The organism is Hydrogenophaga defluvii, from assembly GCF_042665235.1.
GTDB lineage: Bacteria > Pseudomonadota > Gammaproteobacteria > Burkholderiales > Burkholderiaceae_C > Hydrogenophaga > Hydrogenophaga defluvii_A.
In genome coordinates, this window is sequence record NZ_JBHTBZ010000051.1 from 1 (window position 1) to 19,048 (window position 19,048).

Genomic DNA, 19,048 nt, shown 5'->3' on the forward strand with positions numbered 1-19,048 from the left:
TCAACGATCTACCAACACCACCTCCGCGCCAGTGCTAGCTTTTCGTACCGTCACTTATTGCACTGAAAACGAGGAGACCCCGATCCCTCGAAAACCGTTCCTCTGCCTCACGGCGCGCACTCGTTTCATCGGCAAGCCGCGAGCGCCACTGCTCGATTGAGTTGTTCAGAGATTCGATCTCGGCCGACTGCACCTCCGCTCGCGTTTCTGCAGCCTCCCGCCTTTCGCGCTCGCCACGTAGCTCTTGTTCAACCTCTTGGATTCGGGCCTCGACAAGAAGCTGCGCTCGTCTTGCCTCATCAACACGCTGCTCGGACACGCTCACTTTGTCTTCGGCATCGCGACGAAGAGCGTCCAGGCCCTCATTTGCCTTCGAGTTGGCCAAGTCCCACACGGCGCGCAAGCCCTCACTGAAACTGGCCAGCAGATCATCAGGCAGTGCTGGTGCGTCAAGGTGCACCTTGGTCTTTTCACGCAAGTCCCGCCAGAACTCCTGCACATCACGGTTTATGTCTGTGAGTGAGCCTTGCTGGGTGCACTCCAGCACCGCCTTCGCCGATGGGTACACACCATGCTCGAAAAAGAGTATTGACGCGGCCAGCCGCGATTTTTCCTTGCGCGGCGAATCACCGACCAGGCGCGCAGCGACTGCCTCACGTACAGCCGCATCAACACGTTCGTTCGAAATCGTTTTCCCAGGCATACGGGCTCCAAAAGTGTCTTTTGCTGTCGATTTTACACCGGTAACGCATTACGTAACCATTACGGATAACGTTACGGCGGTAACGTTTTTATGAACTAATTTATGATACCCACACTTATCGTAAGAAACATGTAGAATTTCTCCGAAAACCCCAAAAATGGGTTCGGATGGTCGGCAGGGTCAGAAATGGCGCCCGCCTGGGTCGGCGCAACAGAAAACCAAAAAAGTCAGTCAATACAACGACTTACGCAGAATGCAGAAATCACGACCATCAGCAGTTATCGCCAACCGTGTCCAAATAGGTGACACTGCGGTTTTTCATGCCTCCAGTCCAGGGCACCCCGCGTGTCCAAATAGATGACACATATCGTGACAGCCAAACGCTCCGCTGGTCCGCTGCCTACACGGCTTCGCGACAAGGGCTGGTCTATCAAGGACGCAGCGCAGTTCTTGGGGGTATCGCGTCAGCGCCTCTACACGGTCTTCGAAGACCCTGACCGCGCTCGACTGTGGGAGTGCGCCATTGCAGGCATCCCTGACTGCTCAGACGAGATCAAAGCGACTCTCAAGGCTGAACGTGATCGCAAGCCTCGTCTGCAACCTCGCGTTCGAATCGTCGGGCCAGAATTCGAAGTCGGCGACGAGGTGATGGCCACTAAACACGCAGGGATCGGTGATGAAGGTGAAACTGGCGTGATCGTGTCGATACGCGGCAACAAGGCCACACTTCAACTCCTGGTTCGCATGGCCGATGGCGAAGACTGGTTCCCACGAAAGGACTTCCATGAGTTCTTCGCCACCACGGGTGTCAATCGCAAACAATGAATAGGAAGCGCATGCACAACGACCGCCAACCGATCATCCTCACTACTGACGCTGCTGGCCTGGCCAACATCACAGAGCCTGTGGTGCTGGTACTCATGATCAGCCGTGAAAACATCGAGCCCTGCAACATTGCCAGCACCATGGAACGCCTTCATGTGCTCACCGACACGCAAGATTCGGTGCACCGCTTCAGGGACAGCATGGTCTTTCAAGTCACGGGTTACGACGCAGACCATCGCGACTTGGCCGAGATACCTGAGGTCAGGGCCTTCTTTGCGCGCTTGTCTCAGGAGTGGCCTCACTGGCTCTGGTTTCTCCACCGTGATGTGGGCATGATCGCCCTGTTCATGTCACTTTTGTGCCGCGTACAGATCCAGCACCGTGGCGACCAAATGAGCACTGAATTCCTTGATCGCCACGAGCTTGGCAAGGTGATGCTGGACCTCTTTGAACGAGGCAACGCCATGTTCAACGCTTATGCGGTAAGCCCTGCGGATGCCAAAGCTTCGGCCGAAAGCGCGGTGCGCGAGCTGGCAGGGTGATTTGGATGCAAGACAGCGCCCTCATCCCCCGCAACGGGAAGATCGAACTGGCAACAGTCGAGGTTCTCTCACGCGACGTGACAGACGATCTCACTGCGATCAAAGTGTTCTTGGACGGCTACGCGCGCAAGTCTGCGCATACCCAGCGCTCCTATGAAAAGGAATGCTTTCGGTTCCTGTTGTGGCTGAGGGCCACCCGACCCTCAAGTCACGCCCTGCTCCCCCAGGCGGCTGTGCAAGACGTGAACGACTACCTGGCCTTTCTCGCCGAACCCCGCGCCTTCAGCGCAGAATTTCTCTCGGCCAACGGCTGGAAACACCAGCCTTTTCGCAAGGCACTGGGCCCAGAGAGCGTCAAGCACTGCTTGGCGGTGCTGCACATGCTGTTCGCTGCGATGCGTGAAATGCGCTCCACGGGCAATGAGCCGTACTGCAAATTCAACCCCGTGAACCTGGCCCACCAAGGCGAAGGAGTCTCAGGCGAAGACGATGAGATTGAGGAAGCACTGACGGAGAAGGAATGGGACGCTGTTCAAAGCGCAATTGAGGCGCTACCGCGCGATAAACCGCGCGACCTGAAGCACTATCACAGGGCCAGGTGGGTAATGCAACTGTTGTACAGAGCGTTCCTGCGCCGCGAGGAAGCTGCGGCGCTGACCATGGGGAGCTTTCAGGCCTCCCCCGAGGGCTGGAACATCAGTCTGGTGGGCAAGGGCAAAAAGAAGGCCAAGATCATCGCGACGGAAAAACTCATGGGAGAGCTGCGTGTGTACCGCGCCTCGCTGGGCTTACCCCCAGTGCCCAGCCCAGGTGAAAGCGCGCCAGCGATCCAGGCCGTCACTGGCAAGGCCAAGGGTGTCACTGCGCAGGCGATCTACCTCATTTGCAAGACGATTTTTACTCAGGCAGCAGACCTGGTTGAGGCCAGCGACACGGTTGCAGCAGCGCGGCTGCGTCAAGCTTCGCCACACTGGATGCGGCACACGGGCGTGTCGCACTCGATGGAAAGCGGCATTGACCCGCGCTATGTCCAGGCACAGGCCAGACATTCGAGCCTGAACGTCACAGCACGCTACGACCACAAGCGACGGCAGGCATGGCGCAAGGCCTTTGAGGAAATTTGAGTAGAATCCAGTGAACTAAGCTGCCGGTGTAACACCGACAGTTTTTGTGGTGGCTGACCACACCTTTTTGGTAACACAGCACACTAGGCGCAAGCCTATTTCAACCCTTGTGGTTCATACCCCATGGGACAGCTCCTTGACTTGGAGCTAAGCCTTGACACTAAGCACACGCTTCGTGTCATTGCAGCAGAATCAAACTTCTGACTGCATATCCACCCACCCTGACGGGCACTCGATGCCCACAGGGCCGGTGTCCGTCTCTTCAAAAAGGAAACGGAAATGTTGAACCACATCGAACAGGCTGACACGCTCAATGAAGCCCTGCCTGCCACCGACTGCAGCACCACTGAGGCAGTTGGTCGTTACGGGACGCGCGAATCGCCACTCGCTATCGACCAGGCCCGCGCCATCATTCGAGAAGACTTTCTACGATTCGCTGGCTTGGTCATGACGCAAGTGGCACTGCCTGAGGGCCATGCTTTCGCGGCAGTTCCTGCCCTTGATCTGGAGCACCAGTTGACTTGGTTCTTGGGATGCGAGGTTATGTCTTCGAACGCTGGACTCAGCTTGCATGGTCATCCTGTCATCTGCGACGATAAAGATGACTTTCAATTCAGGATTGAAGTGCGGTACTTCCATCCAGAACTGCACTATCGAAATACCCCGAGAAGCAAGCCACGGGTATCCCGCCAGTACAACGAGGGATACTCTGCCCACCTATGGGTGGATCAAGGTCGCCCCTACTGGGGAATGCATAGATCGCTCATCAAGGGAAACGAGTTCGTCCGAAACATGCCATCGCCTGAAGCTTTGGCGGCCCAGGCTGTAACTCGATTGCATCAGGCGATTCAAAAACGTGTCATGAGTGAAGTCGGTACGGCGATTGCCTGCTGACCATCTTGAGCACTTCCTAAATCAACCCTGACGGGCACTAGATGCCCGCAGGGCCAGTGTCCGTCTCTTTCAACAAGGAAACGGAAAATGAACGCCACGCGCAGTAACGATAGTGTTACCATTCATGCATGACGATGCGACTCGAAGAGTACGTACGTCCAAACGGCGATGTGCCCTATCAAACCTGGTTCGACGGGCTGGATACGCAAGCTGCCGCCAGAGTTACGGTCGCCAAGGCGCGGCTGGAGCTTGGGAACACATCGAATATTGACTGGTTTCGTGGGATTGGTGAGTGCAAGATCGACTGGGGACCAGGGTATCGCATCTACCTGGCCAAGGATGGTGAACAACTGATCATCCTCTTCGGTGGTAGCACCAAGAAAGATCAGCAGAAATCCATCGACCAAGCGGTTTTCTTGCACACCGAATACAAAGCCAGGAAAAAGACACTTTCCGACTCAACCAAGAAGGGAAAGAAGGCATGACCCTGACACGTGATTTCAAACAAACGGTCACTGAGCGAGTGGCGCGCGATCCAGCATTTGCGAAGGCCCTTCTTGATGAAGCCGCAACGCTTTTTCTTGATGGTGAACCGGATGCAGCACGCCTCATCCTGAGAGACCTGGTGAATGCGACACTAGGCTTCGAGGCACTCGCAGAACTGACTCACAAGCCCAGTAAGAGCCTCCATCGGATGCTGTCCCAACGAGGCAACCCGAGCATGGACAACCTGGCCGCGATCTTTGCTGCCATCAAGAGGGGACTCAAGGTGAACTTCGACGTTCGTGTCGTGGAAACCGCCTGAGACCCCAAACGCAGCCGCGCGGCTGTAATTTCAACCACCCTGACGGGCACTAGATGCCCGCAGGGCCAGTGTCCGTCTCTTTCAAACAAGGACACGGAAAATGATCCCACAACTGAATCCCATGCAGCTCAACACGAGTAGTGCCGAGGCCACGCCTGTGACCTCCAAGCCGCTCGCTGCCGCTGGGTTTCTGAGTTATCGCTACCGCCAGCCTCATGGCTTCGTCATGATCGGCGCCAAGGACGATGATGACGCGCTCAAACAAGCTGGTCGCAGCATTGAAGGAGCGCCTCAACTCACCGACCTAGAACGCTGGAATGGAACCACCTACTCTCCCGTAGTGGCTGACATGAGCGTTCACGGTCAGTTGGACAAATCACCTGATGCGTTCAACTACCAACTTCTGGCTCGCTTACAGCAAGACTGCGAATACTATTTGGGTTATGGCAATCGATCCGCGAAGCACCTTTGGTCCACCAATGAGACTGAACAAATCGCGAAGATGAAAGCGCTGTACGATGGTTTCAGTGAAAAACCCGAGTGGATATCGCTTGAAGACATAGCCCAGTATGAAGCGCAGATGTGCCCCCAGAAGCCAGGCGTGGCAGGAACCCAAACATGCCTCGCCTGAGAAATACCCAGGTTCGCAAAGCCGCTCGGTTGCTTACCCAGGTAATTGATCTGCTGGAAACCTGCGGCTCTAAGGCCGCGTTCAAGCGCGGCTTCGATAGTGTCGAGCAAGCAAGCAGCCAGCAGGGAGCGCACCAGCAACTTGCAAAAAGTCGCTTTTAAGCGGATAATCGCACATGAAAATCCTCCGGTATCAAAAAGAGGATGGTGCGGTCCCATTGACAGAATGGCTTTCTGCGCTTCGCGACCTGCAAGCGAGGATCGCCATTCGTCGCCGTCTTGACCGCTTTGCTGATGGCAACCCTGGCAACACCAGGGCGCTGCCAGGTGGGGTGCGCGAGATGAAGATCGACATGGGGCCTGGCTATCGTGTGTACTACGCCCACCATGGTCAAACCGTCGTCCTGCTGCTCTGCGGCGGGGATAAAGGAACTCAGAAAGCCGATATTGCGAGGGCGGTCGGCTACTGGGAAGATTGGAAAACTCGCACTGGGAGTGCAACATGAAACATGCTGCTTCTGTATCCCACGAGGATGCAACGATCCAAGAGTTCAAGGACAACCCACAAGAGGCTGCGGCCTACTTGAGTGCTGTGCTGGAAGATGGCGATCAGAAAGAGGTAATGCTCGCGTTGCGTCGAATCGCTGCCGCCTTTGGTGGCGTGCCGAAACTCGCTGAACAGACCGCTCTGAACGCAAATACTCTGTACCGCACGCTTTCAGCACGCGGCAATCCTGAAATGAAGAGCCTGATGGCGATTCTCAAGGCGTTGGGTTTTCGATTGGCGATTGAGCCGATCAAAGCTGCCCACGTTTGATTCCACAACCTCAAAGGCCCATCCCTCACCGGATGGGCCTTTTTTCATTGGAGCGCAGAAATCGCACCATAGCCGTCATGAAATGGCAATTGGTGGTCCGAAGGTTTCGAGGCCCGCTTTCCAACTTTCCTTGGTGTTGAGGAACGGCGCGGGATATGATTGAAAAAGAGCCCGCTCGGCTCCCTCTCTGCATTTCGTCAATCCCATCGAATTACAGAGAGCTGTATGCAGGACATTACACGCGCCAAGACCCTTCACCAAGGGCAATTTTCCCGCCTCATCAAGATCACCCAGGGCACTTCGCGCTACCCAGAAAGGGACGTTCTCGTGCTCATGCTGGGCCACCACTGCGGCATGCGCATCACCGAGATTTCGCGCCTGACAGTTGCCGATGTGATGCACGCCTCGGGCAAGTTGCGAAGCGAAATCAGTATGCGTGAGGCGATCACCAAGGGGTGCCGCCAGCGATGCGCCTACCTCGTTTCCAAGCACGCGATCCAGGCAGTAGAAACCTACCTCCAGTACCGGATAGAGCGGGGCATCGGCACGGTGCTTGGCAATGAACCATTTCGAGGCTTGTTGCCTCACCAGCCGCTGATCTACAGCAGCCGGGGCGATGGCATGTCGCAGAACACCAAGCGGCGGGTTCTGGAGACAGGAGAGCGACGCGACTACAAGGCCTGCGACAGCCTTCAGGCCCATGTGACGAAGTTGTACCAGCGTGCGGGCATCAAGGGCGGTTCCAGTCATTCTGGGCGGCGCACCTTTGCGAGCAAGGTGCTGTCCACCACGGGCGATATGGACACCGTGGCGCAGCTTCTGGGGCACTCCAGCATCGATTGCTCGCAGCGCTACGTGGATGTGGACCCGGTCACGCTGGAGGATATGTTTGCAAATGCGCTATAGCAAAGCTCATTTGGAAGAGGCGCACTTGACGAATCAGGCCGCCTTACCTTATAGTAAGGCAAAGGATTCAAAATCATGTCTACTGCCACTCTCACTTCCAAGGGCCAGATCACCATTCCTGCCGAAGTACGCCATGAACTCAAGGTTGATGCGGGCGACCGCGTGGAATTTGTGCAGATCGCGCCAGGTCGTTACGAATTCGTTGCCGCTACCAGCGAGGTTACTGCGCTCAAGGGGATGTTTGGAGTGGCAAAGAAGGCCGTGACCATTGAATCCATGAATGCGGCCATTGCGCAGCGCGGAGCTGCTGCCCGATGATCGGCCTCGATACGAACGTCCTTGTGCGCTACATCATGCAGGACGATCCAAAACAGTCGGCAAAGGCGACCAAGCTGATTGAGTCTCTGGATGCCGACAGACCGGGCTACATCACCATGGTCTCAGTTGTTGAGCTGTATTGGGTGCTGACATCTTGCTACGAGCTAACTGGACAGCAGGTAGCGCAAGCGTTGGAGGTGATGTTGCGAACCAAACAGTTGCTGGTGGAGCGTGCCGATCAGGTGATGCGTGCTCTGCGAGTGTTTGGAGAGGGCGGTGCAGATTTTGCCGACTGTCTGATTGAGCGGTCGGCTTCTGGGGCAGGCTGTGCCGAAACGATGACGTTTGATATCAAAGCATCCAAGCACGCCGGCATGACTTTGATTGCTTAAAGATTAGAAGGAAAGCAGGGTGAACAGGGTGGCCTCGAAAAAGCTAGTTGTAGCGCGTCCATTGCCTCCGCTGAATCCACTTCACTACAACGAAGAAAGAGTGATGATCGGCCATCAGTTGGTTCCGCTGGACCAGCCATCAGAAGGTGTGTTTTGGTGTTGCGTTTGTGGCGGACACCCTGATGACCCGATTCATAAACCGGGATACATCCCTTGAAGGAAAGAACTATGGATACCAACACTCCTAAATTTCCCGTGGACGCTGCGGCACGCAGGCAAGTTGCAAGTGTTTTTGCCATCGCTTTGCTGATGGCGACGATGTGTATCGCCTTTTGGGTGGCCTGGCCAGAGCAAACGAATTGGGTGATCCGCATGGCTGGCGTAGGAATGCTGGTGATGGCAGTGCTCCTGGGAGTTGTCTGGGCCTCACCATCGCTACACGAGAAGTTGAACAAACTCTGAATCAATGGAAACCAGCCCGTGTACGTCTTAAATGTCCTGTCCCTCTGGTGCGCACGAAAGATCGACTTTCGCACTGTTGTGCACGCCCTGAAGAATCGCCCGATTGCGGTGGCGGGTCGTGGCGGCTCGTACCACGTTGATCCAATTGATCCCAACAAATGAACGCAAAGCGATGGATCAGGGATACCAAGCAGACCTGGTGCAGGTAAGCGGCGATGCCACGACAGTGTGGGTGCATGCGCTTGATGGGTCCACCGTGGGGAGGTTTTCTAAGCGTTTTGGGCTTGACCTACACACAACGGTCACCCAGCAGATGGAGGGTGCAGCACAGTGCCTGTACTGTACGCATGCTCCCCCCACCCTCAACGATTGGCGGACGTTCTGCGAGTTGATCGCACAGCACTACGGTATCGAGGTAAGACCGTCCTTGATCCAGTTTTGAAACAGAAGCGGCATGGGACAGAAAATCTGGAATCTCAAATATGTGGCGGGCAATCCAGCCATGTTCACTCGGGTCACATCCTGTGCAGACAATCCGATGACACGCGCCCATGCCCTGTTAGCCGCTGAGGTAGTCTCCAAGAACGGCGGTGGATGGCGCGTTTGGGTTGAACGGATTGATACCCTCGAACGTATCTTCGAGAGTGCAGCCGAGCGATTCCATTTAACTCACAAAAATCACGCCACGGCGGGCGTTGAAACCCAAGGACAAAGAATGGCTAAGAACTGGGGTGTAGCGCGTTTCTTCGGCATGGGGTCAATCCAATACCTGCTGGAGTCCGGGGCGTGGCTGGCGGACAGAGACCTCTTCGATGGGGCCCCGATTCTGCTTTTCGAATCAATGGCAGATGCAGACGCCCACGCTGCCACCCTACCCCAGGATAGACAGCCTCACGGTGTGAAATTTATGCTCGATGATCAGGGCAAGGTTCAAACGGTAAGTCAAAAAAAGGAGAGCCGAAAATGAGCGCTGCAATCGAGATACTGCGAAAAATCGAGACGATCAACGCCAACACAAAGGCGCTGACAGCCGAGCCAGTTCGCCCCCGCATTCAATCGCTCATCGACGCCGGCTTGCTGAAGTCTTCCCGGATGCTGTGTGGGCCGCTGGCACTTCCGACCGGTGAGGTCTGGTTGCGGGTCACGGAGGACGGCCGCAAGCTGCTGGCATGAACTGCCTGCCCCACTTGTCTCACTGCAATTCGGATGCCAATGTCCAAAACACCACCCGCAGTTTTCCCCGTCATCCACCACCTTGATGCGGATACCACCCTGTCCGAGATCATGGTGGCCCGCGCCTGTGGTGCGGATGGTGCCTTCCTGATTTCCCATCACAGCGCGGACAGAGAGCTGCTGGAGGTCGCGCGCAGGGCCATTCATGAGAACGATGATTTCCCCATCGGGCTGAATCTGCTGTCAGTGCCGTGTGTCCAGGCCGTCAAAATGGCCATGGACGTGGGCTCGACGCTGGTTTGGGGCGACGATATGGGGGTTGACTCCAAAGGGCTCACCGCCGATGGCCGCGAGCTGTCCGCACTGGCCCGCGCCAATCCTCTACTGACCCTTTTCGCGGGCGTGGCGTTCAAGTACCGTCCCCACGAAGATGACCCCGTGGGCGCCGCTGCTCACGCGCGTGCAGCCGGTTTTGTGCCCACCACAAGCGGCGATGGAACTGGCCATGCACCGACTGTCAGCAAGATCAAATCAATGGGCGCAGGCGGCGCCCTCGCCATCGCAAGCGGCATGACGCCCGATAACGTGCGTCAATACGCCCATGACCTGACCCACATTCTGGTGGCAACAGGCGTAGCCCGGACTGAGTACCACATCGACCCGTCCAAACTCATCGCATTCATGGCCCAAGTTCGGGATTCAAGGCAAGACTGACAACATAGATCCGCGATGGCTTGCACCTCTGGGCACCCGGCACTGTGCGCTGGGATCTCTGCACCATGAAGCACCATCGCGTCCCTCAACGCGTAAGGAAGAAAGCACTTGAAGCCCATGGATACGGTCGCTACTTTTACGCGCACTCTTGAGCAAGCTGGCCACATCAAATCACAGCATGGCCGGTCTGTGCACCTTGCAGAGAAATGCTTGTGGGGGTGCGACGAGTACGGGTGTGATTGCTACCTGGGCGAGCCTACGCCCGCTGGGCTCCTGCGCGCATACGCGTGGCACTTGGCTGAAGCCACCCACCACCCAGCAGAGACGCTGCAGCCATGACCGAATACACCCTGTCCCGTCAATCCTTGGACACCATCACCGATGTTGAAATGGCTTTCGGCACCACCAAACTGCTACCCCCCTACGGGGTCGTGCCGAAACCCTTCAAGCATGGCAACGGGTACACCAGGCTGATCGATTGCTTGTTCAGTGGACAACCCTTGCCAGGTGGCGAAATCTTGTTCAGGCAAGGGTTTGAAGACCCGGCCGCACCCGCTGCATTGAACCGGGTGGTGATAGCGCATTTGCGTTCGTACGAGCCCAAGCACGAGCACAAGATTGCAGGGCTAGGGTATCTCGTCAGCTTGGTATGTGAACTTAACCTGAGCTGAAACCGGACATAAGATGAAAACCTTCCTGACACTCCTTGTCGTCGTGCTCGCCTTAGTTTCCGCGTTTTGCTGGGCCATTTCAGCAAGAGCAACCGTCTTGGCAAGCAACCAAAGTTCCGGTTATGGTGCATTGTTGGGTGGCGATCTCATTGCAAAAGGGCCAAGTGGTGAGCGAATTGATCTTCACGCCACTCTTGTAAAGCAAAGCCGCTGGAATAGATACGCGGCAATCTCTGCTGCGATATGTGCAATAGCCCAGGCCGCGCTATTCGCATGGTTCACGACTTGAATACCGTACACGCCCAACGCCAGCTTGGAGCCGCCAGCCGACAGACGTAGTTACGCTGCCTGGAGGTGAATGCCCAGCTCAGTCGCGCAGCTCAATCCACAGAAACGGAAACCCGGCGAACTGCGTTGCCAAGCACCGTTCCCTCCATCGTGCGCACCAAGTGCTTACCGAGTTTCCACCTACGAGCGCCATCCTTAGACAACTCGCCAGGCCCGAAGGCTTCCCGCATTTTCTGGTGGAATGCCTCCAACTTCTCCGAGGAAACGCTACAGGTCAACCCGACCATGCCCCGTTGGGGCTGGAAATCAAGCTGCACAGGCCGACCCTCTGTGCATGGGGTAAAGCCGTCGCTCAACTCGATGAGCGCGGGCATCCGGTCTTGATAGCCGATGGTGCAGCCCAGCCCACCGCCGTACGAGTAGCCACCGCACGATCTGCTTGCATCGAAACCGAAATATTCGCCCGCCTCCCGTGGGAACATCCCCAGCGGCGCAGCCAAATAGCGACCGTCTCTGGCCTCAGGCACGCGCATGAACGTCATGAGAGCCCCCGCGCAGGTTGGATACAGCCGCACACTGGAGAAAGACCCATCCGCAAGCTGGCTGGACACATCAAGAAACCCCTGCGGAGAAAACGAGGTTTTGACATTCCACTGGCCTTGATGCTCCAACACCGACCCAATGGCCTCACCCATCGCGGTCTCCCTGCAGACGCCAGCAGGTGTAGAGGCGTACCAGGGCCCTCTGGACATGGCCAACTTTGTCACATCATCACTGCAGGCCATCCATGACTTGTCGGCCTGGGCGGCAGCATACGGACCCCAGCAGTAGCCACGTGCCCCCATCAGATCCTCGACCAGGGCCTTCTTTTCCGAGCAGTTGGTTTCTGCTGCGTTCGGGTCACTGGGCTCCTTGCTGCACACGTCCAGCAAACGAAGAGATTCCTCAAGCAACCTCGCATCGCTCAAGGACTGGTAGCTTGTACGTAGCCCCTCGATCTGGTTCACCTTTGCCTCTTGCACGTGCTCAGCAGAGGGCTCACCACACCCCTGCAAAACAAACGCCATGGCGATCATTGGCGCGAGGTGCGACAGCGGGCGGTTTACTTTCATGAGCGAATCATATGTAGCTTTTCGAAGGCCACGCGACTCAAACGGGTTGATAAGTGGCTCGCCCCCCTGTCACGCCACCGGCCAACTGATCGCCAGACAGGAGATACCCACGGCCCAGAAGGTAGCGCGTGACAGCATCGAAACGCTCAGCAGCCACGTCCAAGCGTTCGAATAACTCCTGACGTCGCCCGTGGTACCGAGAGTCGTCGCCGTACCAGTGCCGGGTTATGACGACCTCATCGAACAAATCAACGTCAAGAGCAAGGATGTACCGACGAGGCCCACGGGCGAACTGGAGCGTCCTCATGGTCTGGTAGACAAGTGAGACGTTAACCCCGGCCCAGGGCAGATGAACCCGTGCGCGCAACGCTCAATGCCATGTCGGTCATCGTGACGGCCTTGAGGTTAGGCATGGGGTCGGGCACGTACGACCAACACAGGATGCAGTTGGGATAAGCCGCGACAGGCGAACCCCACTCGTCCAAAATTTTGGTCAGCCCCCCCTCCATCAGCACGCTCCCATAGATCACGGTTATTGATGGATTCATCATGATCCGCAGGCCCAGAGTTTGCAAATAGAGGCTGGGGTCACCAGCGATAACCTCTCGGTAGTGGCCTTCATGAAAAGCGCACCATTTACGACAGGCAAGGGCAACCATTGTGCCTTCAGGGGGAAGGCCCGGAATCCAAGAATAAGAATCAGGCATAGCAGAAGACATTTCAATTCAAAGAGCCAAGCGCTTTGGCAAAACTCCGAACACCAACCCCTACTTTGTCAACGGATGTTGGATGCGATGATGGATGGGTAACACTAACAGACTGGGACTGCGATGGCGCAGGAGCAGTTGATGCAGACACCTTTTCAGCGGCAGTTGCCACAGAAGACGCACCAGTCGCTGATGCTTCAGAACCTGCAACAGAAGGAGCACGTTTTTTAGTAGGCGGCGGTGGAGTTACCTTCACAGCGACATGTGCAAAGGGGGTTGAGGCATTGCCTGTTCGAATACAGGCTCGCGGGTTGGCTGAACGGCAATACGACCAGACTCTATTTGCACTCCAATCGTAGCAAGCGAGCGAAGACGCTCCGCTCGCAATCTTGGAGGGGTTGCCTTCAGGGCCTCATGCAAACGCGGCACAGCTTCATTAAGAATGATGGTGAAATCAATCGGCCCAAGCGGAACACGACCATCGATAACTCCGCTTTCAGAGGCTGCAAAAGAAAACGGGCGCTGCAGAAATGCCGCACCACCTTCAGCCTGTAAGCCAAGCATCGCCAGAGAACGGAACCGTTCCTGGCGAAACTCAGGAGAGACGTTGCAAAGCGTTGCAAGCAATGAAGGATAGGCCTCAGTTATCGCCACGACGACTCTAAGGCTGGACTCTTTCACGAAGTCGCCCCAAGAAGCCAGAAACCACGCGCATTCGCAAGAACTGGGTTGACTGGAGAAACAACTTTCAAGCGAGGAAAGGCGTCTTGGATGGTTTTCTGGAAGAATCCAGAGCCGCCGCCCACAAGAACAATCACATCGGGCGACATGTTTTCGACGCGCAGTGCCTTTTGAATCGCCGTCGCGGTGACAGACGAGAGAGACTCACTGGCCTTCTGAATATACGGAGCGAGGTCCACCCGATCACCAGCCAGAAGAATACTGGTCTTCCCACCACGCATGGCGTTCTCCAGCAATTCGACTGAGGGCTTCGAACCATGCTCTTCGGCAATCAAAATCCCAGCCTGTTCCAACAAAACCGAAGATGCTTTCACGCTGGTGCCACTCGACTGGCGCTGAATTTGGCCATGGCTGACCAGAACCCAGTCCAGGGAGTAAAAACCAGGGTCCACCACCAGAATGCGATGTTCTTCAGTGATTTTGTCTTCTTCAGGACCATGGTCAGCCTGATTGATGTAGTCGAACAGACCTCCAATAGGCTGGGCCACCACCATGACCTTTTTCACATTCACAGTACGCTTGGCAGTGATGCGATGTTCGCCCGAAAACCGTTTTTCGAGTTCGGTACGAATAGATGCGTCTTGAGCTTGCGAAACAGGCAAACCTGTTACAAGAAGATCAATCTCCTTCATTTCAGACAGGAGCAGCCCTGCGTTAAACAACGCCTTGTACGAATCAGTCTTTGCGTAGTCGGCATGAAGAGAGCGCTCCCACATTTCGGCACGATCTGGGGACACTCCAGCAATGAAGGGTTGCCCATCGACATTGACGTGCAAGAAATCGTCTTGCGCACGCCCATCAAAGCGACCACCGAAACGATCTGCAGGCGCGGCACCTGCAGGACGCACCATGGTTTTCATAGCACCATCGGCAGCGCCGAAAGCCAACTTCAGGTTCGAGTAACCAACATCGATACCAACAACATTCATGTGATAAGCCTCAGTTTGTAAGAAATAGTTGCACGGGAATTGTATTGACGTGCAATTATACCCGTTCTTCAGTCGTCCGCCAGTCTTCCTGCAGTCATCCCCTGAAAGCTGTCGATTTGACCCGTTCATACCTTCATCGATGGCGCAAGACGCCCTGCCGCCACCAACGTCCACCTGGTGCGACCCATCAGAAACGAACGGACATGGCACACCTGACACCACTCGTGCTCAGGCTTGGTTCGCCCTTTCGATGGAGACCATGTTCGCCCCTAATGGGGCGAAGTTGCCCCCCCATCTTCGCCCTGTAGAATTCCTTGTGATAAGCACCAAAGTCCTCGAAAAAGCGGCCTTGATGCCGAGGTCTTTTCCCCTGCCACTTCGCCCCTAATGGGGCGAAGTTGCCCCCCCATCTTCGCCCTGTAGATTTAGCTGTAGAATCTAGCGGTCAAGAACTTTAGCCACCCAAGTGATCGGCGAGGTTGTAAGGTGCATCTTCGCCCCTAATGGGGCGAAGTTGCCCCCCCATCTTCGCCCTGTAAAATTCCGCCCCATCTCACGCCTCGCCAGTTTTACAGGGCGAATGTGGTGGGCAAATTCATACACAGTAAACAAGATGGATCTGGTACCCACTTCCGAGCAGCGCGTCTATGCTGCAGCGATGGCTGCTTTGGAGGCTTGCATCGCGGACCTGTACGACCAAGCGGTAGATGCAGCCGAGGACTACATGAGGCACGTGGACACCAATGAGGCTAAGGCCAAGGGTTGGGCTGAGAGAAGCAACCTCCAACTGTCATGCACACGCAAGGGGAACCACCTTGATCTGAAGTGGACGGGCATTCGATGGTATGGAGGGAAAAATGACCGTCAAAACCGTAGGCACACCATTCCAAAAAACAAGGAAACACAAGCCTACTCAACGGCAAAACTCCTTGAGTATTCGAAAGACTGGGAAAAAGATGTAGTCTTGGAAACTGAGCGCAAGCTACAAATCATCAGAAGGAAAGCCGCCCACTTCGTTAAAGCGATCATAGCAATGCGACATGTTCATCAAATTGTCACCATGAGCCAATCCATGGAGAAGTCTGATGAATCGGGGAACGACGATGCCTGACTATTTGCACTGAGCCTATGTATATGCAACCCCTCTCGCACTCAACTTCGCCCCTTTAGACCAAGACCGTTTGGCGCGAGCCTATGAAGATGCATCAGGCCTCTGGTTCTCAGGGGTCTTTTTTTTGCCCAAGTGCCTTTGCTTTTTCTCCCGCTGGCGTTTCCTCTTCGGGGTTCTGCGCTCTTGTCGTTGTCGAGCTGGTTTTCGGTCACCCGTTTTGACCAAAAGACGATTTGAGGTTGCGCCCCAGTCTTGAGTTTCGACTGGGCTGGTCATCTTCGGTTTGCGCGCAAGTAGTTCGCTCCCCTTCCCCGTCCGAATCGACTTGTTGCTTACCGGTGCGGTTGAGCGCGGGGCTATGTAAGTGCAATCTTCTTCCCCATCATGCGCGCAGGTTGAAATCCACCGTCCCCGCTTGCTGGTTTTTGCCCCTCGCCGGTTTCTTTTTTCGGTTTGCCGCCGCCTCCCTGCACTCTCGCTTATCGGATTCCCCGCCGCTTCGTTTCCGTATGCATCTGGAGCTTTCTCTCCAGGCTTCAGGCGCTTTGTTTTCTGCGCCCACTACTTTTCGGTGTTTTTTGGCTTTGCTTCCCCTTGGCGCCTTTAATCGCCCCGGCGCGCAGAGGTTTCGCGCATACCCTATGTAAATGCATATCGATGGTGGCTTGCCTGCCTGTTGCTTTTTTGGGTTGGACGCTTGGATTCTTCCGCCGACTACGTTGGGGCCATGCATTTGCCGATGCCGGTCGCTTTGCTCTTGCTCTTTCGGGGCGGGTCACTTCCTGGCGCTGTCGATTGCTGCTTTAACCCGGCCCCACAAATTCTGGCTGTTCGGCTTGCTGCGGCTGGCATTGAAGCCGTTGTTGTCTGCGCTGGATTTGACATGAGGCAATGCTGCGCCTTGAAGTTGTCTCGTCGCGTTTTTTGGCTACCTTCTCACGCTGAGCCCAAGCCGTGGCGTTTGGCTGCACGCCTGAGGCGCTTTCTACCCGCCGCTTATGCCAAGTCCTTTTGGATATGCGTTTGGTTCGCCCATGCGTGCCTCAGAGGCGTTTCTGCAAGGCCTGCCACCGGCAGTGCGCAAAGTGCTGCTGAGCGCGCCAGAGCGCTTCCTATTGCGCCCTCCGTCGAATTGCTCTTGGGGTGGCCCCCGGCCCCACCTTTCGGGCCTTTTTGAATCTGGATTTCCTGCTGGCGTTGGTTGCGCTGTTTTCTGGGTCTCGTAGGCCGTTTTGGGCGAACTTCCGGCATTGGGCTCTTGCATTGCTTTGCCGGTGCGAGCAATATCCATTTTCCTCGCGTTATGCACGCGCTACCGGAATATCCTCAAGACGGGTGGTGTAGTGCGGCGTCAGGCGCATTTGACGGGGTGCCCATTCCTTCTTGGGGCCAAATCCCGCACCGCCGACCGATACCGCCCCCCGGCCGTATTTGCGGTTGAGGCTGTCCACGGTCGTCATGAGAATTGACTTGTCGCTCGAATCGGATTCCTCCAGTTCGAGTTCGCCTTGGTGTAGGGACGATGGCGCGAGGTCCAGCAGAATTACCCCGGCCTTTTGAATTTGGTGTCCGGGCTCGAAAATGAATCGGATGCCAGCGCATGCGGCTTCGACCAGGCTGCGGCTGTCTGCGGTGGGTTTTCTCAGGGGGACCACCACGCTGCGCGAGAAGTGGGGTGGAGGGCGAAAAGGCGAGGTGTGGGCGAAGACGTGGAGCTGGCCCGCGAAGCTGCCTTGCTTGCGCAGTTTCTCCCCGGCGCGGGCGGCGAAGTCACTGACGGCCCCCAGAAGCCCGTCCAGGCTCTCAACGGGGTTGCCGAAGGATCTGGTCACGGCAATCTGTTTCTTGGCCCCTGGCGCGTCCTCCAGGGCGATGCAAGGCGTTCCCTGAAGCTCCAGCACTGTCCGCTCCAAAACGACGCTCCAGCGCCTCCTGACGGCTCCGGCGTCCATCTGGGCCAGATCCAGGGCGGTGGCCACGCCCAGTTTGGTCAATTGCTCCCCGATCCGGCGCCCAACCCCCCAAACGTCGCCCACGGCGGTTGCGCGCATGATTTCCTGCAGATCGGGGGGGCTTAGCGCGGCGAGGTTGCACACCTGGGCCAGTTCGGGGGGATAGCTGCCCGGTTTGCGTTCTGCATCCTTGGAGACGTGGTTGGCCAGCTTTGCAATGGTTTTGGTGGCACCGATCCCGATGCCGCATTGCAGGCCCAGCCACCGTTCAATGCGAGCCCGGATCTTGAAGCCCCGCTGGGTCATGTCGCCGGGGATGCCAGACAGGTCACAAAAGGCCTCGTCAATCGAGTAGACCTCTGTCCTGTGACCATAGCCCGCGATCAGGCTCATGAGTCGGCTGGACATGTCGCCGTAAAGGGTGAAATTGGCAGAAAGCCCCACTAGGCCATGCGAATGCACCAGGTGCTCGATCTGGAACCACGGCTGGCCCATCTTGATGCCCAGCGCTTTGGCCTCCTGACTGCGGGCGATGGCGCAGCCGTCGTTATTTCGACAAAACCACGAGGGGTCTGCCGACCAGTGAGGGGCGAAAGGCCTGCTCTACCGAGGCGTAGAAATTCGATGCGTCAACAAGGGCGAACACGGCATGTCACCGGGCGCGGCCTTGGCGCGTCTGGGAGTTCTGGCGAAAACGTTTGATGGAGGCGGTCACCACGCCCCAGATTTCCACGGTCTGGCCGTCCTGGGGAACGATTTCGGGGTAAGTGGGGTTGGCGGGCACCAGTTTCATTCGCCCGTGGCGCAGCCAGAGGTGCTTGCAGGTGAATTCGCCATCGAGCACGGCGATCACCACGTCCTGGTGCTGGGGCTTGAGGGCGCGGTTGACCACCATGAGGTCGCCGTCGAAGAGGCCCGCCTCCACCATGCTGTCGCCGCTCAAGCGGATGAAAAACGTCGCCTGCGGGTGCGTGACGAGGATGGAGGTCAGATCCAGCCGTTCGACGTGGAAGTCCTCGGCCGGGGATGGAAACCCGGCGCGGACCGAGTGGCCAGCCATGGGCAGCTCCATTGGGCGCTGGCAGATGGGCACCGCTTGCGCGCGTGAGTCGGGCAGTTCGGCCCCCTTACTGTCGTTGCTGTACATCCGTAAGGGGTATCCACTTAGCTCCAGTGACACCCTTATGCTGGATAAATAATCAGTGTTTGATGGTATCCCAGCGGTGCCAACA

The 19,048-nt window shown here is 56.6% G+C and carries 27 protein-coding genes; 19 read left to right on the forward strand and 8 right to left on the reverse strand.

All coding sequences use genetic code 11. The features are described from left to right. Positions 1–34: 34 nt before the first annotated feature. Positions 35–703 carry a DNA-binding protein gene (locus ACFQU0_RS16600; protein ID WP_382202733.1) on the reverse strand — a complete coding sequence of 223 codons (669 nt, stop codon included), beginning with the start codon at positions 701–703 and terminating at the stop codon, positions 35–37. Between the two features lie 369 nt (positions 704–1,072). On the opposite strand from ACFQU0_RS16600, the gene ACFQU0_RS16605 reads away from it, so the two are divergent. From ACFQU0_RS16605 to ACFQU0_RS16690, 18 genes are all read left to right on the forward strand, one after another. Further along, the gene (locus ACFQU0_RS16605; RefSeq protein ID WP_382202735.1) at positions 1,073–1,528 is read left to right on the forward strand and encodes a KOW domain-containing RNA-binding protein; all 456 of its coding nucleotides are present in this window, start codon (positions 1,073–1,075) and stop codon (positions 1,526–1,528) included. A gap of 11 nt (positions 1,529–1,539) precedes the next feature. After that, positions 1,540–2,070, forward strand: coding sequence for a chlororespiratory reduction 6 domain-containing protein (locus ACFQU0_RS16610; RefSeq protein ID WP_382202737.1), 531 nt, complete (start codon positions 1,540–1,542; stop codon positions 2,068–2,070). A 5-nt stretch (positions 2,071–2,075) separates the two neighbouring features. After that, entirely contained in the window at positions 2,076–3,194 is a 1,119-nt protein-coding gene (locus tag ACFQU0_RS16615) for a tyrosine-type recombinase/integrase (protein WP_382202738.1), read from the forward strand. Between the two features lie 279 nt (positions 3,195–3,473). Next, entirely contained in the window at positions 3,474–4,088 is a 615-nt protein-coding gene (locus ACFQU0_RS16620) for a hypothetical protein (RefSeq protein ID WP_382202740.1), read from the forward strand. A 128-nt stretch (positions 4,089–4,216) separates the two neighbouring features. Further along, the gene (locus tag ACFQU0_RS16625; protein WP_382202742.1) at positions 4,217–4,573 is read left to right on the forward strand and encodes a type II toxin-antitoxin system RelE/ParE family toxin; all 357 of its coding nucleotides are present in this window, start codon (positions 4,217–4,219) and stop codon (positions 4,571–4,573) included. After that, complete coding sequence (locus ACFQU0_RS16630) at positions 4,570–4,893, forward strand: helix-turn-helix domain-containing transcriptional regulator (protein WP_382202744.1); 324 nt, start codon at positions 4,570–4,572, stop codon at positions 4,891–4,893. The genes ACFQU0_RS16625 and ACFQU0_RS16630 overlap by 4 nt, the downstream gene beginning before the upstream one ends. A 100-nt stretch (positions 4,894–4,993) precedes the next feature. Next, positions 4,994–5,524, forward strand: a complete 531-nt coding sequence (locus ACFQU0_RS16635; RefSeq protein WP_382202746.1) for an LPD11 domain-containing protein — start codon at positions 4,994–4,996, stop codon at positions 5,522–5,524. Between the two features lie 175 nt (positions 5,525–5,699). Beyond that, positions 5,700–6,029, forward strand: a complete 330-nt coding sequence (locus ACFQU0_RS16640) for a type II toxin-antitoxin system RelE/ParE family toxin (protein WP_382202748.1) — start codon at positions 5,700–5,702, stop codon at positions 6,027–6,029. Further along, entirely contained in the window at positions 6,026–6,340 is a 315-nt protein-coding gene (locus ACFQU0_RS16645) for an addiction module antidote protein (protein ID WP_382202750.1), read from the forward strand. Before ACFQU0_RS16640 ends, ACFQU0_RS16645 begins: the two co-directional genes overlap by 4 nt. A 225-nt stretch (positions 6,341–6,565) precedes the next feature. Continuing rightward, entirely contained in the window at positions 6,566–7,246 is a 681-nt protein-coding gene (locus tag ACFQU0_RS16650; protein ID WP_003049914.1) for a tyrosine-type recombinase/integrase, read from the forward strand. 75 nt (positions 7,247–7,321) lie between these two features. Further along, the gene (locus ACFQU0_RS16655; RefSeq protein ID WP_003049911.1) at positions 7,322–7,564 is read left to right on the forward strand and encodes an AbrB/MazE/SpoVT family DNA-binding domain-containing protein; all 243 of its coding nucleotides are present in this window, start codon (positions 7,322–7,324) and stop codon (positions 7,562–7,564) included. After that, a complete protein-coding gene (locus ACFQU0_RS16660) occupies positions 7,561–7,956 on the forward strand; it encodes a PIN domain-containing protein (RefSeq protein ID WP_003049909.1) in 396 nt (131 codons plus the stop codon). The genes ACFQU0_RS16655 and ACFQU0_RS16660 overlap by 4 nt, the downstream gene beginning before the upstream one ends. Positions 7,957–8,184: 228 nt before the next feature. Further along, positions 8,185–8,418, forward strand: coding sequence for a hypothetical protein (locus ACFQU0_RS16665; RefSeq protein WP_382202752.1), 234 nt, complete (start codon positions 8,185–8,187; stop codon positions 8,416–8,418). Positions 8,419–8,872: 454 nt separating this feature from the next. After that, a complete protein-coding gene (locus ACFQU0_RS16670) occupies positions 8,873–9,385 on the forward strand; it encodes a hypothetical protein (protein WP_382202753.1) in 513 nt (170 codons plus the stop codon). Then, on the forward strand, positions 9,382–9,591 hold the full coding sequence (locus tag ACFQU0_RS16675) for a hypothetical protein (protein ID WP_382202755.1): 210 nt from the start codon (positions 9,382–9,384) through the stop codon (positions 9,589–9,591). Before ACFQU0_RS16670 ends, ACFQU0_RS16675 begins: the two co-directional genes overlap by 4 nt. A 39-nt stretch (positions 9,592–9,630) precedes the next feature. Continuing rightward, a complete protein-coding gene (locus tag ACFQU0_RS16680) occupies positions 9,631–10,305 on the forward strand; it encodes a hypothetical protein (protein ID WP_382202757.1) in 675 nt (224 codons plus the stop codon). 335 nt (positions 10,306–10,640) lie between these two features. Continuing rightward, positions 10,641–10,976: a hypothetical protein gene (locus ACFQU0_RS16685; protein WP_382202759.1), complete on the forward strand. Its 336-nt coding sequence runs from the start codon at positions 10,641–10,643 to the stop codon at positions 10,974–10,976. 13 nt (positions 10,977–10,989) lie between these two features. Next, the gene (locus ACFQU0_RS16690; RefSeq protein ID WP_382202760.1) at positions 10,990–11,265 is read left to right on the forward strand and encodes a hypothetical protein; all 276 of its coding nucleotides are present in this window, start codon (positions 10,990–10,992) and stop codon (positions 11,263–11,265) included. A 91-nt stretch (positions 11,266–11,356) separates the two neighbouring features. On the opposite strand, the gene ACFQU0_RS16695 is transcribed toward ACFQU0_RS16690, so the two are convergent. From ACFQU0_RS16695 to ACFQU0_RS16710, 4 genes are all read right to left on the reverse strand, one after another. Next, positions 11,357–12,376 (reverse strand): hypothetical protein, encoded by a 1,020-nt coding sequence (locus ACFQU0_RS16695; RefSeq protein WP_382202762.1) that lies wholly within the window; start codon positions 12,374–12,376, stop codon positions 11,357–11,359. A 329-nt stretch (positions 12,377–12,705) separates the two neighbouring features. Then, a complete protein-coding gene (locus tag ACFQU0_RS16700; RefSeq protein WP_382202764.1) occupies positions 12,706–13,035 on the reverse strand; it encodes a hypothetical protein in 330 nt (109 codons plus the stop codon). A 300-nt stretch (positions 13,036–13,335) separates the two neighbouring features. Beyond that, on the reverse strand, positions 13,336–13,764 hold the full coding sequence (locus ACFQU0_RS16705) for a hypothetical protein (protein WP_382202765.1): 429 nt from the start codon (positions 13,762–13,764) through the stop codon (positions 13,336–13,338). After that, positions 13,761–14,753, reverse strand: a complete 993-nt coding sequence (locus tag ACFQU0_RS16710) for a ParM/StbA family protein (protein ID WP_382202767.1) — start codon at positions 14,751–14,753, stop codon at positions 13,761–13,763. Before ACFQU0_RS16710 ends, ACFQU0_RS16705 begins: the two co-directional genes overlap by 4 nt. A gap of 613 nt (positions 14,754–15,366) precedes the next feature. On the opposite strand from ACFQU0_RS16710, the gene mobI reads away from it, so the two are divergent. Continuing rightward, positions 15,367–15,864 carry a conjugative transfer protein MobI(A/C) gene (gene mobI, locus ACFQU0_RS16715; RefSeq protein WP_382202769.1) on the forward strand — a complete coding sequence of 166 codons (498 nt, stop codon included), beginning with the start codon at positions 15,367–15,369 and terminating at the stop codon, positions 15,862–15,864. A gap of 1,301 nt (positions 15,865–17,165) precedes the next feature. Here mobI and ACFQU0_RS16720 read toward each other — a convergent pair. The 3 genes from ACFQU0_RS16720 to ACFQU0_RS16730 are packed head-to-tail and all read right to left on the reverse strand — an operon-like array spanning position 17,166 to position 18,888. Continuing rightward, on the reverse strand, positions 17,166–18,311 hold the full coding sequence (locus tag ACFQU0_RS16720) for a Y-family DNA polymerase (protein ID WP_382202771.1): 1,146 nt from the start codon (positions 18,309–18,311) through the stop codon (positions 17,166–17,168). A gap of 52 nt (positions 18,312–18,363) precedes the next feature. Next, positions 18,364–18,462, reverse strand: a complete 99-nt coding sequence (locus ACFQU0_RS16725) for a Y-family DNA polymerase (protein ID WP_382202773.1) — start codon at positions 18,460–18,462, stop codon at positions 18,364–18,366. Positions 18,463–18,468: 6 nt separating this feature from the next. Further along, positions 18,469–18,888: a LexA family protein gene (locus ACFQU0_RS16730; RefSeq protein WP_382202775.1), complete on the reverse strand. Its 420-nt coding sequence runs from the start codon at positions 18,886–18,888 to the stop codon at positions 18,469–18,471. Between the last annotated feature and the right edge of the window lie 160 nt (positions 18,889–19,048).

Coding starts and splice junctions, on each gene's coding strand:
- ACFQU0_RS16600 (WP_382202733.1), bottom strand. CDS start 703: ATGCCTGGGAAAACGATTTCGAACGAACGTGTTGATGCGGCTGTACGT.
- ACFQU0_RS16610 (WP_382202737.1), top strand. CDS start 1,540: ATGCACAACGACCGCCAACCGATCATCCTCACTACTGACGCTGCTGGC.
- ACFQU0_RS16615 (WP_382202738.1), top strand. CDS start 2,076: ATGCAAGACAGCGCCCTCATCCCCCGCAACGGGAAGATCGAACTGGCA.
- ACFQU0_RS16620 (WP_382202740.1), top strand. CDS start 3,474: ATGTTGAACCACATCGAACAGGCTGACACGCTCAATGAAGCCCTGCCT.
- ACFQU0_RS16625 (WP_382202742.1), top strand. CDS start 4,217: ATGACGATGCGACTCGAAGAGTACGTACGTCCAAACGGCGATGTGCCC.
- ACFQU0_RS16630 (WP_382202744.1), top strand. CDS start 4,570: ATGACCCTGACACGTGATTTCAAACAAACGGTCACTGAGCGAGTGGCG.
- ACFQU0_RS16635 (WP_382202746.1), top strand. CDS start 4,994: ATGATCCCACAACTGAATCCCATGCAGCTCAACACGAGTAGTGCCGAG.
- ACFQU0_RS16640 (WP_382202748.1), top strand. CDS start 5,700: ATGAAAATCCTCCGGTATCAAAAAGAGGATGGTGCGGTCCCATTGACA.
- ACFQU0_RS16645 (WP_382202750.1), top strand. CDS start 6,026: ATGAAACATGCTGCTTCTGTATCCCACGAGGATGCAACGATCCAAGAG.
- ACFQU0_RS16650 (WP_003049914.1), top strand. CDS start 6,566: ATGCAGGACATTACACGCGCCAAGACCCTTCACCAAGGGCAATTTTCC.
- ACFQU0_RS16655 (WP_003049911.1), top strand. CDS start 7,322: ATGTCTACTGCCACTCTCACTTCCAAGGGCCAGATCACCATTCCTGCC.
- ACFQU0_RS16660 (WP_003049909.1), top strand. CDS start 7,561: ATGATCGGCCTCGATACGAACGTCCTTGTGCGCTACATCATGCAGGAC.
- ACFQU0_RS16665 (WP_382202752.1), top strand. CDS start 8,185: ATGGATACCAACACTCCTAAATTTCCCGTGGACGCTGCGGCACGCAGG.
- ACFQU0_RS16670 (WP_382202753.1), top strand. CDS start 8,873: ATGGGACAGAAAATCTGGAATCTCAAATATGTGGCGGGCAATCCAGCC.
- ACFQU0_RS16675 (WP_382202755.1), top strand. CDS start 9,382: ATGAGCGCTGCAATCGAGATACTGCGAAAAATCGAGACGATCAACGCC.
- ACFQU0_RS16680 (WP_382202757.1), top strand. CDS start 9,631: ATGTCCAAAACACCACCCGCAGTTTTCCCCGTCATCCACCACCTTGAT.
- ACFQU0_RS16685 (WP_382202759.1), top strand. CDS start 10,641: ATGACCGAATACACCCTGTCCCGTCAATCCTTGGACACCATCACCGAT.
- ACFQU0_RS16690 (WP_382202760.1), top strand. CDS start 10,990: ATGAAAACCTTCCTGACACTCCTTGTCGTCGTGCTCGCCTTAGTTTCC.
- ACFQU0_RS16695 (WP_382202762.1), bottom strand. CDS start 12,376: ATGAAAGTAAACCGCCCGCTGTCGCACCTCGCGCCAATGATCGCCATG.
- ACFQU0_RS16700 (WP_382202764.1), bottom strand. CDS start 13,035: ATGGTTGCCCTTGCCTGTCGTAAATGGTGCGCTTTTCATGAAGGCCAC.
- ACFQU0_RS16710 (WP_382202767.1), bottom strand. CDS start 14,753: ATGAATGTTGTTGGTATCGATGTTGGTTACTCGAACCTGAAGTTGGCT.
- mobI (WP_382202769.1), top strand. CDS start 15,367: ATGGATCTGGTACCCACTTCCGAGCAGCGCGTCTATGCTGCAGCGATG.
- ACFQU0_RS16720 (WP_382202771.1), bottom strand. CDS start 18,311: ATGGGCCAGCCGTGGTTCCAGATCGAGCACCTGGTGCATTCGCATGGC.
- ACFQU0_RS16730 (WP_382202775.1), bottom strand. CDS start 18,888: ATGGAGCTGCCCATGGCTGGCCACTCGGTCCGCGCCGGGTTTCCATCC.